Annotated in this window: 13 protein-coding genes; 8 read left to right on the top strand and 5 right to left on the bottom strand. The window is 52.4% G+C overall.

Features of this window, described 5'->3' with window-relative positions:
* Positions 1 to 66: 66 nt before the first annotated feature.
* The gene (locus G497_RS20870; protein ID WP_027188087.1) at positions 67 to 675 is read right to left on the bottom strand and encodes a BMC domain-containing protein; all 609 of its coding nucleotides are present in this window, start codon (positions 673 to 675) and stop codon (positions 67 to 69) included.
* 644 nt (positions 676 to 1,319) lie between these two features.
* On the opposite strand from G497_RS20870, the gene G497_RS0110295 reads away from it, so the two are divergent.
* From G497_RS0110295 to G497_RS0110270, 6 genes are all read left to right on the top strand, one after another.
* A complete protein-coding gene (locus G497_RS0110295; protein WP_027188086.1) occupies positions 1,320 to 2,393 on the top strand; it encodes a DMT family transporter in 1,074 nt (357 codons plus the stop codon).
* Positions 2,393 to 2,659, top strand: coding sequence for a hypothetical protein (locus G497_RS0110290; protein WP_027188085.1), 267 nt, complete (start codon positions 2,393 to 2,395; stop codon positions 2,657 to 2,659). Before G497_RS0110295 ends, G497_RS0110290 begins: the two co-directional genes overlap by 1 nt.
* A gap of 314 nt (positions 2,660 to 2,973) precedes the next feature.
* On the top strand, positions 2,974 to 3,846 hold the full coding sequence (locus G497_RS0110285) for a choline utilization transcriptional activator (RefSeq protein WP_027188084.1): 873 nt from the start codon (positions 2,974 to 2,976) through the stop codon (positions 3,844 to 3,846).
* Positions 3,847 to 3,973: 127 nt separating this feature from the next.
* Positions 3,974 to 4,597, top strand: coding sequence for a DUF4390 domain-containing protein (locus G497_RS19240; protein WP_051258035.1), 624 nt, complete (start codon positions 3,974 to 3,976; stop codon positions 4,595 to 4,597).
* A 78-nt stretch (positions 4,598 to 4,675) separates the two neighbouring features.
* Positions 4,676 to 6,883: a sensor histidine kinase gene (locus G497_RS0110275; RefSeq protein WP_034637511.1), complete on the top strand. Its 2,208-nt coding sequence runs from the start codon at positions 4,676 to 4,678 to the stop codon at positions 6,881 to 6,883.
* A gap of 263 nt (positions 6,884 to 7,146) precedes the next feature.
* Entirely contained in the window at positions 7,147 to 7,833 is a 687-nt protein-coding gene (locus G497_RS0110270) for a hypothetical protein (RefSeq protein WP_027188082.1), read from the top strand.
* 1,458 nt (positions 7,834 to 9,291) lie between these two features.
* Here the strand turns inward: G497_RS0110270 and G497_RS0110260 are convergent.
* The gene (locus tag G497_RS0110260; protein WP_027188081.1) at positions 9,292 to 10,242 is read right to left on the bottom strand and encodes a ChaN family lipoprotein; all 951 of its coding nucleotides are present in this window, start codon (positions 10,240 to 10,242) and stop codon (positions 9,292 to 9,294) included.
* A gap of 627 nt (positions 10,243 to 10,869) precedes the next feature.
* Positions 10,870 to 12,135, bottom strand: a complete 1,266-nt coding sequence (locus tag G497_RS0110255) for a phenylacetate--CoA ligase family protein (RefSeq protein ID WP_027188080.1) — start codon at positions 12,133 to 12,135, stop codon at positions 10,870 to 10,872.
* 141 nt (positions 12,136 to 12,276) lie between these two features.
* On the opposite strand from G497_RS0110255, the gene G497_RS0110250 reads away from it, so the two are divergent.
* Entirely contained in the window at positions 12,277 to 13,008 is a 732-nt protein-coding gene (locus tag G497_RS0110250) for an HPP family protein (RefSeq protein ID WP_051258034.1), read from the top strand.
* 85 nt (positions 13,009 to 13,093) lie between these two features.
* Positions 13,094 to 13,486, top strand: coding sequence for a cupin domain-containing protein (locus G497_RS0110245; RefSeq protein WP_027188078.1), 393 nt, complete (start codon positions 13,094 to 13,096; stop codon positions 13,484 to 13,486).
* Positions 13,487 to 13,625: 139 nt separating this feature from the next.
* On the opposite strand, the gene G497_RS19870 is transcribed toward G497_RS0110245, so the two are convergent.
* Both G497_RS19870 and G497_RS17695 read right to left on the bottom strand, forming a co-directional pair.
* A complete protein-coding gene (locus G497_RS19870; RefSeq protein ID WP_084516196.1) occupies positions 13,626 to 13,802 on the bottom strand; it encodes a helix-turn-helix domain-containing protein in 177 nt (58 codons plus the stop codon).
* Positions 13,803 to 13,887: 85 nt separating this feature from the next.
* A partial coding sequence (locus G497_RS17695) for a transposase (RefSeq protein ID WP_027186833.1) occupies positions 13,888 to 14,116 on the bottom strand: 229 nt, incomplete at its 5' end.

The following is a 14,116-nucleotide window of genomic DNA, read 5'->3' as shown; positions in this document are numbered from 1 at the left end:
TCCAGTGAAGCATGACACGGGAAAAAAGGCACACTGACAGCCAGAACGAGCCTCAAAGAGAGGGCGTTATGGCAGGAGGTTTTCGATAGCGTAGCGTTTGGTGATTTTTTTCAGATCAACGTGGGGCATGGGAATAACCATAGAGCTGTACACATTGGTGCCCATAGCTTCTACAGCTTTAACCCCGGCTTGTACTGCGGCCTGGCAAGCAGCCACGTCGCCTTCAATAAGAACTGAAACGTACCCGGAGGCAACGTTTTCATAGCCAAGCAGGGTTACATCAGCGGCTTTGAGCATGGCGTCCGCAGCTTCAAGAAGGTACACAATGCCAAACGTTTCAATGGCGGCAAGGGCGCGGGTGCGGCTTGCAGCATCTGTATCGTCTTCCATGGCATGCACGGAAACGATATCCCCCACAGGGCGAATGGGGCGCGCCATGACGTTGGAAGCGGTAAGCTTACCAATGCTGGCTGCGGCAACCTTGCCTGCATCAACTGAGGCTTTTACAGCGGCCACATCGCCTTTTACCAGAATGGTAACAAGGGTGGAGCCCACGTTTTCATAGGCAACAAGCTGCACGTTAGCAGCTTTAAGCATGGCATCGGCCCCATAAATAGCAGGAACCATACCAAGGGTTTCAACAAGACCTAATGCTTCTTCACCGTGATACCGCATAGTTCCCCCAAAAGTGCTGTGTTACTGTTGTATGTTGCTACGAATTGCCTGCATGGCGTACTTACATTAGCCAGAGTTTCTACTACAGTAGCCCCTCCCCGATAGGGGAATGTCAAGCTTTTTTTAATTTCTCATGTCTTTCCTAATATCTCCTTAATTTACCTGATAAATAAAAGCATAGCAGTTACTAATCCTGCTTATAGGCCTATTTCCACTCTTCCTGTACCCTTCCCATGGGGGCAACTTGAGCTATGGGCTATTAACCGTTCTTTGATACGGCTTTACAACGATTTCAGGCAAAATCCGGCACTGAAAACGCCTTACAGGGAGTTCAATTTTGTCCAGCAATAACAATTAATTACATAAATATGGTATGCGCAAGTGCTTTTTTCATTTTAAGGCATTGACCTTCCTCTCAAGGGTAATGATAAAATATTCCTCATGGGGTAATCTTTTCCGCTTCCGGCTATTATAATAGTAGCCAACCTTCAGGTACCCCCCAGAATTGCATGAGGAGAGCCAACAGGTGTGGGTTTTGCCACCCAGCACACACCAGGCGGCGCGCAACCGGCCAGGAGAGACGCAGACACCAAGTGCGGCCTGCGTAAGGTATGGTTCATCTAACGGCACAAGGAGAGTAAAGAATGGGTTCAAACAACCAAGCCGCCATGGCGGCCAAGAAAAAACTGGCTGCCGACTTTCTCAGAAAGGGCGTTATCACAGCCGTGCTTTCAGGTATGTTTTATGGCACCTACACAGCATTTATGACCTATGCCATGTCTATGGGTATTTGGAGCACATGGTATGGGGAAAACTCCGGACTTTCCGCATTTGCCGTCATGTTTCTACTCAGCGCCCTTGGCGCAGCCGCCACAGACACATGCAGCGCAGGCTGGGCCCTTGGCATAGCCACCTTCAAAGGGAAAATTGGCGACTTTTTCCGCTGCATCAAAACGAAGCCAGGCATGGTTATGGTTGGCGCAGCCGTTATTGGCGGCCCCATTGCCAGCACCTGCTACGTGGTAGGCCTGCAGCAGGCTGGCTCCCTTGTTGTGCCCATCAGCGCCCTATGCCCTGCCATTGGGGCCATTTTGGGGCGTATCCTGTTCAAGCAGGAACTTAACGCCCGTATGATGCTGGGTATTTTCATCTGCCTTGTGGCCAGTTTTATGATTGGCCTGACTGGCCTTGGGGACGACGCCCCTGCCAACCTGTTTCTGGGGCTGTTTTTTGGTCTGCTAGCCGCTTTCGGCTGGGGCCTTGAAGGATGTGTGGCAGGCTACGGCACTTCCATGATCGACCCGGAAATCGGCATTACCATTCGCCAAGTTACTTCCAGCCTTTCCAACCTCATCATTCTTGTGCCCCTGTTCAGCATGATTAGCGGTGTGAACCCCGTAAGCATGATTGCCGCCACCTTTACCGACGCCACCTCCCTCATCTGGTTTGTGGTGGCCGGGTTCGGTTCTTACTTCGGCTTCATGCTGTGGTACAAAGGCAATGCCATGTGCGGTGCCGCCCTGGGTATGTCTTGCAATGGCATGTTCTCCTTTTGGGGTCCGTTCTTCTGCTGGCTCATTCTGGGCATCATGTTCGGGCGGAGCGGCTGGACCATTCCGCCCATTGCCTGGGCTGCTGCTGTGATTATGGTAATCGGTATCTTCACCATTGCCATGAACCCCCTTGACCTGTTCAAAAAGCAAAGCGAAGGTGCGTAATGAAGCCACTTAACTACGCCATTTTGAAGCACTTTACCAATGGTAAAGAGTCTTGCGTTGAAGATGTGATGGCAGCCCTGAAAGACCAGTACAGCACCTTCAAGGCCTTTAACAAAGCGGATATTCTTAACGCCCTCATGACAGCAGAAGCCAATGGCCTGCTGGAAGAAGCCCGCTTTGACCTGGATGACGCAGGGGAAGTGCGTGTGTACTTCCGTGCCCACGAAGAAGGCATGGCAACAATTAACAAGTATATTAAAGATTAATCATTGCGCCGGGCGTGCTGGCAATACTGTTGCCGGCACGCCCCCCTTTCATTCCTCACATAATCCTGTTAGCTTTAAGGTCCATGGCTCCTGCTACCGGCTGCGTGGCCCCGGGCCATTCTCACTTTTCTCCCCCTAGTGCAGTTTGATTGTTAACATCAACAGTAAACTACCGTAACGTTCATGGAATTTTCCATGTATCACGCTGTTATACGAGAATTGAACGACACGCTTCGCGGGTGTCCGCGTTGCGTCCACTGAGCACTTTCACAGTGAAATTGCTCCAACACGCGGCATATCCAGGAGGAACGGCTGTGAATTACAAGCCCCGTTATTCCATTGGTGAAGTCAGTACCATTTGCAATATTTCCAAAAAAGCCCTGCGATATTACGACAATATCGGCATTATTACCACCCAGCGTAAAGATTACAACAACTACAGGTATTACACCCATGAATCACTGCTGGCTGTGCCAGTCATCAAGTATTACAAGCAAATGGGCTTTAAACTTGAGGAAATGCGTGAATTTATTGAAGGCAACCTGCCCAACGTTTACAGCGCCATACGCAATTCATTCCTGCACAAAATTGAAGAGCTGGAGCGGGAACAAGAAGAAATCCGGCAACAGCACATTTCAGTTAAAGACTGGTACGACCTTATTCTGGAAGCAGAAATGGTGCTGGACAACAACATTTCTGAAGTTTCCGTGAAGTATGTGGAACTGGGGCCAGTGCTTTGTTTCAACCAGGCCTTTGACCAAGATATCCGCACCACGGTTATCAACATTGACTTTGCCAATTTTGTGGAAGAAATAGGCAACAAAATTACTGGCCCGGTTATTTTGTGCTTTCCATCTGTCACAGAACGCATTCAAAACACGTGCACCAGTTTGCAGGTGTTGCAAAAAACCATTTTGCCATGCCCCCCCCAGCACCAGCGCACCCTGCAAGGCTCCATGATGGCAGCCTGCTACCACATTGGGTCCCATGAGCTTATTGACCAGACCTATGAAAAAATGTGCCGTTGGGCGCGGGAGCACGGCTATACCCTGGCGGAAGAGTCGTTTGAACGCTACGTGACAGACTACTGGACCACACGCAACTGCCACCAGTTCGTGACAGAGGTGCTTATTAAGGTTTCACGCCCTGGGGCTGCGCAACACATTGCCCGCAAGGGAGAATGCTAGAGTATTTCAAAATGAAATTGCTCTCTTGTTTTCCAGCCAACGCCATGTTGCCAAGCGGGGCAGGATATGAGAAGCTTCATGGAAACAGCATTCCTACACTTTACAGGCAAGAGTACCTCACACCCGCATGATAGCTGCCCAAACTACCGCATTGCAAAAACATTCTTTTTGCGCCACTGTATGCCTTTTCCTGGCTCTGTTTTTTTGTTGCTTTAACCCTTTACTCGCTCAGGCTGCGGAACAAGAACTGGTGGTATATTCCGCCAACCTGGAAAACACACCCGCAGGCATGTTTGCAGCGCTTTCCTGTTCTGTTTCAGACGAAGACGCCCTGCGCGACCTGCTAAAAGACGGCGCAACCATAGAGCTTGCCATTACCTTTGACATTGAAGGCAATCGCTCCTGGTGGTCCAATGCCGAGCTGTTACACAAAACCTTTGCCAGCAAGCTTACCCACGACCCCCTGACCCGTGAATTTGCCGTGACCGTACCCGGTGCCACCGGCCCCATTACCCTGCGCCAGAAAAACCTTACCCGCCTTATTCACCAAAGCTGGCGCAATTTACGCTTGCCGCTGCTTTCCCCTGCGGAAAGAGCCAGCCTGGACCCGGAGCGGGAACACACCCTGCGCATTACTTTTTATGTACACCACGTGGAAGTACCACCCTGGCTTGAGCAAAGCACCCTGTTCTGGTCGCCCGATGTTGCCCCGCAGGTAATACTGGAAAGGCCGCTTCCTGTTACCCAGTAAGCGGACACAGCACATACGCGCTGCAACCTGTTACCCCACGCTGCGCAAGCACGCCACCCTGCCCACACAGGCCCCTTCATGACAGAACCATACCAGCAAAGCCCCGTGCGTACCCCTGCCGAGGAACGCCACAGAGAAAAAAAACGACGGCGTAACGAATTTTTGTTAGCGGCGTTTGCCTTTTTGCTTGTTCTGGTACTGACTTCCATTCAAATTAACCAGTTACGTGCAGGCGATGCGCTGTTCATGGCCATGTTCAACATCAACTTTGTGTTGCTGCTGGGCATTTTGTTTGTGGTGCTGCGCAATGCCTTCAAGTTGCTCTTGGAACGCAGGCGCAAGGTGTTGGGTTCGCGCCTGCGCACCCGTCTGGTATTTGCCTTTGTTACCCTTTCCCTGCTGCCCTGCCTGCTCATGTTCCTGGTGACCACCAAGTATGTGCAGCTTTCCATGGACTTCTGGTTTAAAGACCAAATGGAAACCAGCATGGATGCGGCCCTGGACGTGGCCCGTTCCGTGTATGACAAAACAGGGGCCCGCCTTACGGCCCAGGGCAAGCAAATTACCCGTGAATTACGCAGCAGGCGGCCCATTCCTTCCCTTGCTCTGGAAAAACTGCTGGCTGAAAAACGCCAAACTTTTCAGGCAGGCTTTGTGGGCATACTGGACCCGGACCGCATTGAACTGACCTGGCAGGGGGAACGGGTGCTTGCCAGCACCTGGCAAGTGGCCACCACCATGACAGACTGGAATGCCCTTTCCGGCAGGGAATCGTTTTTTTTCTTGGCGGACGGCCCGGAAACTGATGCAATTTTCATGATTCATGCCCTGGAAGAAGGCAAGCAGGGGTATTTACTGCTGGCAGAAGACATGGGCCGTGGCTTTAAAGCCCGCCTTGACCGCATCAATAAAGGGAAAGGGGAATACAAAAACCTGCGCCAGCTTAAACAGCCCTTAAAGCGCATGCTCTACAGCAGCCTCGGGGTGCTCACGGGCCTCATCATTCTTGGGGCCATATGGTACGCCTTTCGCGTTGCGCGTGAAATTGCCGCCCCCCTCCATGCCCTTGCCGCAGGCACAACGGCCATTGCCAAAGGCGACTTTACCATGCGCCTGAACGACTCTTCCAGCGACGAGCTGGGGGTGCTTATCCGTTCCTTCAACGCCATGACAGAAGACCTGCAACACAAGCAGGAAGCCCTTACCGGGGCCAATGCCATGCTGGAAGAACAGAACCTGCGCATTGCCGGGCACAGCCAATATATTGAAACTGTGCTCAACACCGTTGCCTCCGGGGTTATTTCCTTTAACCAGGAAGGCACCATTAACACCGTAAACAATGCCGCTGCGGAGATTTTGCACATACCCAGGGAAAGCCTTGTGGGCCAGCCCATTGCCAATTTGCTTCCCTCCCCCCATGGGCACATGCTTACCGAAATTTGCCACAGGCTGCGTGAACGGGCCGACACAAAGGTGCAACACACCGTAAGCATTCGTATTGGCAGTGAAGAACGACGCCTGTTCATTAACGTTGTGGGCTTTGCCACCGAAGGTATTTTCCGCGGGGCCGTGGCGGTTTTTGAAGATATTTCAGAGCTTGAGCGCATGCAGCGCACTGCCGCCTGGCGCGAAGTGGCCCGGCGCATTGCCCATGAAATTAAAAACCCCCTTACCCCCATCAAACTTTCTGCCCAGCGCCTGGCCCGCAAGTTTGGCGGGCAAGTGAGCGACCCCGCATTTACCCAAAGCACAACCCTTATTGTGCAGCAGGTGGAACACCTTTTGGATATGGTGCAGGAATTTTCCGCCTTTGCCAAACTACCGGAAGTAAAGCCCCAGCCTGGGCAAGTGCCCCCCTTGGCCCAAAGCATTACCGACCTGTTCCGCAACAGCCACTCCCACATTACCTGGGAATTGCTGGTGCCGGAAACACTGCCCGATGTGCCCATGGACAAAGAAGCCCTGCAACGCGCCTTCTTGAACATTTACACCAACGCAGCCCAGGCCCTGGAACTTTCCCACACACCCAAGCCATGGGTACGCACCACCATTTCGTTAGAGCAGGAACTGCACATGCTGCGCATTGACGTGGCAGATAATGGTCCAGGCCTGACCCAGGAAGAACGCTCCCGCGTGTTTGAGCCCTACTTTACCCATAAAAAGGGGGGCACTGGCCTTGGCTTGACCATTGTGCGCTCCATTATTTCCGACCACAAAGGCTATGTGCGGGCCATGCCACGCCCTGAGGGCGGGACTATTATCAGCATGGAGCTACCCATAGCTTAGGGGAAAGCCCACAGATTCAGCGAAGTAGCAAATTGCACCAAAATGTGAACTGCTCCCATGGAACAATGAACGAAAGAAACGGCTACACCTGAAAAGCCTTATTACGGCAAGCAAGCCCACTACTGCCAGTTGCGTGGCAGCAGAACAATACCCACTGTGCCACAACAACAAATAGCAAAACATTTTTTCGCATATCAGGCTTGCCCGTTGCGTAAAAGCGTGCCAGAATAGAAGCAACAGCTATTTTCAGGCAAGGAGAGTCTATGGAATCTGATATGATGCTATTTGTGGGTTTTCTGCTCATTGGACTTTTTTACGTGGTATTCAGCACGGTGAAAAAATTCAATGCTCCCACTTCCGGCAAACCACGTTCAAAGCACACAGAAACACTTTCCGAATTTCAAGCATATAAACAAAAAGTTGCAGAAGAACCCACCAACCCCATTCACTGGGTAGACTGGGGCAAGGCGCTCTTGCAACATGCCCTCACTGCCAGTGGGAAAAATATACAGCGCTTGCGGTACAATGAAGCATGTTCCTGCTTTCAGCAGGCCACCACTATTTCCCCAACCTATATTCCCGCATGGGCTTACTGGGGCGAAGCGCTGTATGAACAGTACCGGGTGAGCAAATATTCCGATATTCTCCTTGTGGAAGGGGGGCACAACAAGTTCCGCAATGCCCTGGACCTTTCACCCCGCTCAGTCCTTGTATGGGAACAATGGCAAACAGCCTTGCGCCGCCTGGCGGAAGGTGCCCCCCAAGACCAGAAAATAATGCTGCTGCGCCTGGCGGAGGATTGCACCCCAAAAATAACCGAGCTTTCAACTCCCCTTACCGAGGTGGACATGGAGGCAGAAGCTAACCTGGCCCCCCTGCTGCAAGCGGCCAGTGCAGAACCGGCACAACAGGCCCCTGTACAGTCCTTGCCCACTCAGTCTGCTGATTAGGTAATGAAAGCCCTCCTTACGGAGGGTTTTTTTGTGGGTGATTGTGCAAGCAGAAAGGGAGGAGGGCTCGTGCGGCGTGCCGTTAGGGTAATTTTTTATGGTAGGAACATGGAAGGGTTGCGCGGCGTGCCGCCGCCTCAGCTTTATTTGAATAGCGAGAGGCAGGGCTCGTGCGGCGTGCCGCCGCCTCAGCTTTATTTGAATAGCGGGAGGCAGGGCTCGTGCGGCGTGCCGCCGCCTCAGCTTGTGATTTTTTGTTTTGTTTGCCGCTCCGCTAGGGTCAGGGGGCCCTTGTGCGGCCCCCTGACAACCCCACACCCACGGGATTGCACCCCGTGACCCCGCTAGGCCTGTTGTCCACGCTCAATAGATTTGTTTCGCTCACTCGAAGACTCGTACGCTACACAAATATATTCGCGCGGGAAATCAACCATGCCAAGCTAAGGCGATGTGGGCTATTTTAGACAAACTTCCTTCATGAGAACTGCCTTACAAGGTAATCGCCACATTGAAAGCAAGCGGCAACAAAACAACAGCACCGCGCATGGGTAAGCGGGCGCAACAAAGCGCACGTTAGACACGGGAAACTCAAAGAATTATCTGTAAGGTGCGGCGAAGCGCCGCAATATTTTCACCTACTCCCCTGCTCAAATAAATTTTCCCATACCCCCACCAGCGTATGCGCGCTTTGCTGCGCCCGCTCACTCATGCAAAGTGCGGTTCTCTTTACCTCCACTTCCCTCCTCTCAAGCAATTACCTTCTGTGGCACAGCCTATTGCCTACCCCGTCCCCACTCAGACGAAGCTACCCACAGCCCCACCAGCGTATGCGCGCTTTGTTGCGCCCGCTTACTCATGCGAAGCGCGGTTCTCTTTACCTCCACTCCCCTCCTCTCAAGCAATTACCTTCTGTGGCACAACACATTATTCTCATAAGCCACCAATAAGCGCCTATCACCCTCACTCGGCACGGTGGCTTCCCGCGCGAATATATTTGTTCGCGTAATGAGCGTAGCGAGTAAGCAGAACAAATCTACTGAGCGCGGGCCACGGCCTGAACGGGGTCTTGGGGCAGAGCCCCAAGTGTGTGGGGTTGTTAGGGGGCCGCACAAGGGCCCCCTGACCCAAGCGGAGCGGACGGATGAAGAGAAAAAAGAAATGATGTGGCGCTTGCGCCGCAATATCCCCAGCTGCGTGGCAAACAAATCAAAAAAGAAATGGTGTGGCGCTTGCGCCGCGCTGCCAGCTAAATATCTAAAAATACTGGATCCCTGCCTTCGCAGGGAAGACGCCGCTGAGGCTGGGGCGGCGGCATGCCGCACGAACTCTTACTCCTCTCCTCTCCTCTCCTTTACCCTCCTCTCCTCTTCAAACACAAAAATAGCGGTGGGTTACCCCACCGCTATTTCCTATTCAAACCGTATTTACGCCTGCATACGCAGCAGGCGTTGCTCAACCTTACTTATAGGAAGCAGCCCGCCCAGGCAGTGAGCAGAAGAAGTATACCTGCACACCTGCGTTAATGGCAGCCTTCATTTGCTCGCTAGGTGGCTCTATTTTGCAGAAGCGATCTATATCGCCCGTTTGGGTGGGCAGAATAACGGCAATTTTACCGCTGGGGTCAAATTCATGCAGGCGTTTAGCCAGACCAAATTTGCCGTTACGCAGGTTTTCCACACCCACCATAATAACCACAGGGCCACCGTTACGGCTTCTTACGTCCACAGCCGTGTCTGCCATGCTGCTTTCATAAAGCACACGCAGGCGGCCATATTCAGTAAGGGTCTTTTTGGCGTAATCGCTGGTGGTCATGGAACTATCCGCACGTGGGCCACGCTTGTCCAGCTCTGCCTTATCAAAGGTTTTGCCAGTTACAAGGCGGCGGGGCAGCCACTTCATTTCTGCTGGGGGTACGCCTTTATCGCTGGCAACGGCGCGGGCCGTGCTACGCGGCGTGTTCAAACCAACCACAGGAATGTTGTTCTTTTTGGCAACCTGGAACACGGGGTCGTACAGGTTGTAAGGGAAGCTCCAGTTGCCGCTCCAGTCAATTTTGCCGGGTAATTGGGCTGCAGAAAGCTTGCCTTTATTAAACAGGTCAAGGGTGGCCTGCTTATCTTTGGTAATCATTTCCAGGCCAAGAGTTGGGCGCACGCCGGAAGCAGCAAGTGCGGCCAGAATGTCTGCCTGCATTTGGTGGTGGTGCCCGTCATTGTGTGTTTCAGCCACAAGAATATAATCCACCCCGGAAAGGTTGCGGGCAAGGTCTTGCAAACTAATGGGGGAACCAGAACTTGTAACCACCTGGCCGTGGGTATATGGCTTTTCCTGCACCACTTCTTTACCGGCACAGCCGCCAAGCAACAACACCATGCATACAGAGGCCAGCAATACACTGCGTTTTGTCATGTTTAAACCCCTCGTTCTGTTATGTAATTGTGTGTGAAATGTGCAGCCCTTTGCCCACCAGGCAACAGCCACTGGGGGTGGCCAAAAGCCACGTGTAAACATCTCATGTGTAGCCGCGCAACAGTTGCCTAGTAACGACAACCGCGTGACTGTAATGGTATAACGCACTATACGGCAACAACGGTAAATTCTCAAGCGTTGGGATGTAAAAACATCTCATCGCTGCCGTTGAATGCCCTATGCAAGAAATGGCAAGACAACACATGGCTGCCTTGCCATTCAATACTCAAAGCACAATGCCTGTTAAGGGAACACTGATTAAATGGCATTTGGGAAACGCTCAGTTATTTTGTTTGCCAAGGCACGAACGTTTCTTGAAGCAGGAGTGACAATTCCGCAGGAAAGCGGAATTGGGAACCGCCCGCAGGGTGGGAGCCAAGGCCGAGGGCCAGGAAGGGCCGAGTCAACTCTTCCGCCAAAGGCTGTTTCCCTAAAGCCGACGGCAGTCGCGAGCTTAGCGAGCCGTGAAGAAAGGGCGGAGAGTGCGAGGGGCAAAGCCACCCGCACATCTCCTCGCAGCCCGAGCGGAAAAAGGTAACGCAGCCAAACGGAATAAATCAGCGTTTCCTAATCCCAGGTGCGCTTGTCTTCAATAGGCTTAATCTGCGCAGGCAAGGTACCAGGGGCCACCACTTTCAGTTCCGGGCGCAGTTTAATTTTTTCACGGAACTGGTGCAGCAGTTCATCTTCACGCTTAAAGGCGCTGCATTCAATGAACAGGGTAATTTCATCAATGCCGCCTGGGTTGGTCACTTCAATCTGCCAACGTTTAATTTCTTCAAAACGGGAAAGCACTTGCTCCACCTGGTGCGGGTACACAAACATGCCCTTGATGCGGGCAGTGGTGTCTACCCGGCCCACAATGTTGCCAAGGCGCGGGCTTGTACGCCCGCAAGCGCACGGTGCCCTGTCGATGTAAGAAAGGTCGCCCGTGGCAAGGCGGATAAGGGGGTATGTTTTGTTGAACGCTGTCACCACAATTTCGCCCACTTCCCCATCTTTCAGGGGAATGCCGGTGTCTGGATGGCAAATTTCCACATAGGCGCGGTTAGCAATGTGCAGCCCGTTTTTATGGAAGCATTCATAACCAATGCAGCCCACATCTGCCGTGCCATAGCCCTGGCGCATGATAAGGTCGAACTTCTTTTCCAGGGTGGAACGCATTTTTTCCGAGAATTTTTCCCCGGTGACAAAAGCCACTTCCAGGAACAGTTCCTTACGCAGGTTAATGCCCTTTTCTTCGGCCTTTTGGGCAAGGTGCATCAGGTAGCTGGGCGTGCCTACAAACCCCTGCACGCGCAGCTTTTGCATAATCTCAATTTGGGTAATGGCGTTGCCGGGCCCGGCAGGCATAACGGCACACCCAAGGTTGCGCAGGGGCTCTTCAAACATCAGCCCTGCGGGGGAAAGGTGATAGTTAAAGGTTACCTGCGTTACGTCGCCAGGGCGGAACCCCACAGAATAAAACGCTTCTGTATAGCCCCAGTAATCGTCCACGCGGTCTTCCGGGTCAAAAATTGGTCCAGGGGAAAGGAAAATACGCTTCAGTTCCCCGATGTCTTTTGTTAACAGCCCACCAAGGCGCGGCCCCATGGACTGCAAAAAGATAAGTTCCTTTTTCTTCAAAATGGGAATATGTTTCAAGTCTGAAAGCTGCTTGAATTTTTCCACATTGAACTGCGCCCTGTCGAAACGTTTTTTCACGTCTTCGGAATAGCGGTAGGCATATGTGAGCAAGTCTTTCAACTGAATAAGGTAAAACTGGCGGCGTTCGCCTTCATCCAATACTTCCCGGCGGCTGTAAATGCCTTCAGTACGGTCTTTACGGGTCATTACCATGTGAATTCCTCTCCGAACAACATGCTGTTAAAGGGTAGTCCTCCATTTTCTAAGCATTCTCAAAAAAGAATGCAAGCTTTTTTATTTTTGTTGAATTATTTCAGCTAATTGTCGAAAAATCGCAGGAGCCGCCCCATGCCCCTGCAAGCCAGAAAACCCTTAAAAACCATTGCTACACAAGGGAAAAGTCTTATGGTGCAACTACCTGAATCCTTCCTGCGCGCGCTGGCTGCCCGCAAAAAAGTTCGTCCTTATTTGTGCCTTCTTGGCATATATGGCAAAAAAAACAGCATGGCAGCCCATGTTGTGCGCGTTATTGCCCTGCGCATTGCTGTGTATATTATGAAAATGCGGGGCCAGCGCGTGGAGCGTGGGGGATTTTCCCTTCAAGATGTGGGCTGGTCCTTTGTGGGGGCGTTGCTGGGCATGTTGGCCCTTGCCGAAGTGAACATTGCCATGTGGGGCCGCACGGAACAAGGGCTGGTTATTGGCTCCATGGGGGCTTCGGCCATGTTGGTGTTCAGCGCGCCAGGGGTGCCATTTGCCCAACCGCGCAACGTCATTGCCGGGCACATTGTTTCTGCCCTTATGGGCGTTCTGGCCCAGTTCCTGCTGGCTGGCTCCCCCTGGCTGGCCTCTGCCCTGGCAGTGGCCCTTGCCGTGGCGGCCATGCAAATGACCGCCACCCAGCACCCGCCTGCTGCGGCTTCTGCCCTTATTGCCGTGGTGGGCAGCCCGGAACTGAAAGCCCTGGGCTGGCTCTATGCCTTTTACCCCGTGGGCATAAGCGTTGCCGTGCTGGTGGTTGTGGGTGTTGTGGTGAACAATATGTCCCGGCGGCGCGTGTACCCCAAAAACTGGTGGTAGGTGGAAAAAACGCAATTTTATACAATTAATGCCCATGGCATCTGGTTATCCTTCCTGCAACAACAACCCCATGGAGGTAACCACAATGGACCACAGCCTTTTTTCCCAGTTCGACAACGGCACGCTGCTGGCAGGTAAAGCCACCTATGCCCTGGCACAGCACCCCTGGCAACCGCATAAAGAATACCCAGGTGTTTTCCTGAAAACACTTGTTTCCGCAGAACACACTGGCGGCCTGTGTACGTGCCATATGGTGCGCATAGAACCTGACCATGCCATTTTACTGCATACCCACCCCGCCAGCCTGGAATTACATGAAGTACTCCAGGGGAGCGGTGTTTGCCACATGAATACCCTGGCAACACCCTACACACCGGGCACAGTGGGGGTTATTCCTGCCAACACACCCCATGAAGTACGAGCAGGCGCACACGGCTTGCAGCTGTTTGCCAAATTCATTGCCACCAGAGTATGTTAACTTTGAAAAGTTGTAGTTATTTTCCGTAATACACATGGGCAACTCAACACAACCCAAGGTGCTAATAGAATAAAACGACACGCTTTGCGAGTGTCCGCTGCACCTCCACAGAGTATTGCAACGTTGAAATGCTCTAGCCCTATGCAATCATAACATTGGCCTTTGCATACTGCCCGGGGGTCATATTGTGGTGCTGTTTAAACACCCGCAGCATGTGGCTTTGGTCGGTAAACCCGGCAGATGCCGCAGCTTCGGCCCCCGTGGCATGTGCCCGTAGGGCTTGGCGCACCTTGCGTACACGGCATAAAGTAGTCATGTACCCCCGGCAAAGCCGGGGGCTTGAAATGCTGTGAACCGCTCAAAGCGGTTAGAAACGCTTGAACCGCCTAAAGGCGGCTGCCTCAAAACAATTGCAACTGGTCTATTCGCTGGTCTTCTTTTTCCTGATGCTTGATGTACTCACGCACAGAAGCTTCATCGAGCCCAACAGTTGAAACATAGAATCCTCGTGCCCAAAAACTTTCGCCCACAAAATTGCGACGCTTTCCCAAAAAATTGCGAGCGATATAAATGGCACTTTTCCCTTTGATAAAGCCAACAGCAGAAGAAACTGCCATCTTTGGTGGAATT

It is taken from the genome of Desulfovibrio cuneatus DSM 11391 (genome assembly GCF_000430005.1).
GTDB classification, from domain to species: domain Bacteria; phylum Desulfobacterota; class Desulfovibrionia; order Desulfovibrionales; family Desulfovibrionaceae; genus Frigididesulfovibrio; species Frigididesulfovibrio cuneatus.
Note: the sequence above shows the minus strand (reverse complement) of the source record. Positions and strands in the feature narration are given on the sequence as shown.

Bases quoted from the DNA above. Each gene is read 5' to 3' on its own strand.
- G497_RS19240 (WP_051258035.1), top strand. From the start codon at position 3,974: ATGATAGCTGCCCAAACTACCGCATTGCAAAAACATTCTTTTTGCGCC.
- G497_RS0110250 (WP_051258034.1), top strand. From the start codon at position 12,277: ATGCCCCTGCAAGCCAGAAAACCCTTAAAAACCATTGCTACACAAGGG.
- G497_RS19870 (WP_084516196.1), bottom strand. From the start codon at position 13,802: ATGACTACTTTATGCCGTGTACGCAAGGTGCGCCAAGCCCTACGGGCA.
- G497_RS0110245 (WP_027188078.1), top strand. From the start codon at position 13,094: ATGGACCACAGCCTTTTTTCCCAGTTCGACAACGGCACGCTGCTGGCA.
- G497_RS0110290 (WP_027188085.1), top strand. From the start codon at position 2,393: ATGAAGCCACTTAACTACGCCATTTTGAAGCACTTTACCAATGGTAAA.
- G497_RS0110260 (WP_027188081.1), bottom strand. From the start codon at position 10,242: ATGACAAAACGCAGTGTATTGCTGGCCTCTGTATGCATGGTGTTGTTG.
- G497_RS20870 (WP_027188087.1), bottom strand. From the start codon at position 675: ATGCGGTATCACGGTGAAGAAGCATTAGGTCTTGTTGAAACCCTTGGT.
- G497_RS0110295 (WP_027188086.1), top strand. From the start codon at position 1,320: ATGGGTTCAAACAACCAAGCCGCCATGGCGGCCAAGAAAAAACTGGCT.
- G497_RS0110275 (WP_034637511.1), top strand. From the start codon at position 4,676: ATGACAGAACCATACCAGCAAAGCCCCGTGCGTACCCCTGCCGAGGAA.
- G497_RS0110255 (WP_027188080.1), bottom strand. From the start codon at position 12,135: ATGACCCGTAAAGACCGTACTGAAGGCATTTACAGCCGCCGGGAAGTA.
- G497_RS0110270 (WP_027188082.1), top strand. From the start codon at position 7,147: ATGGAATCTGATATGATGCTATTTGTGGGTTTTCTGCTCATTGGACTT.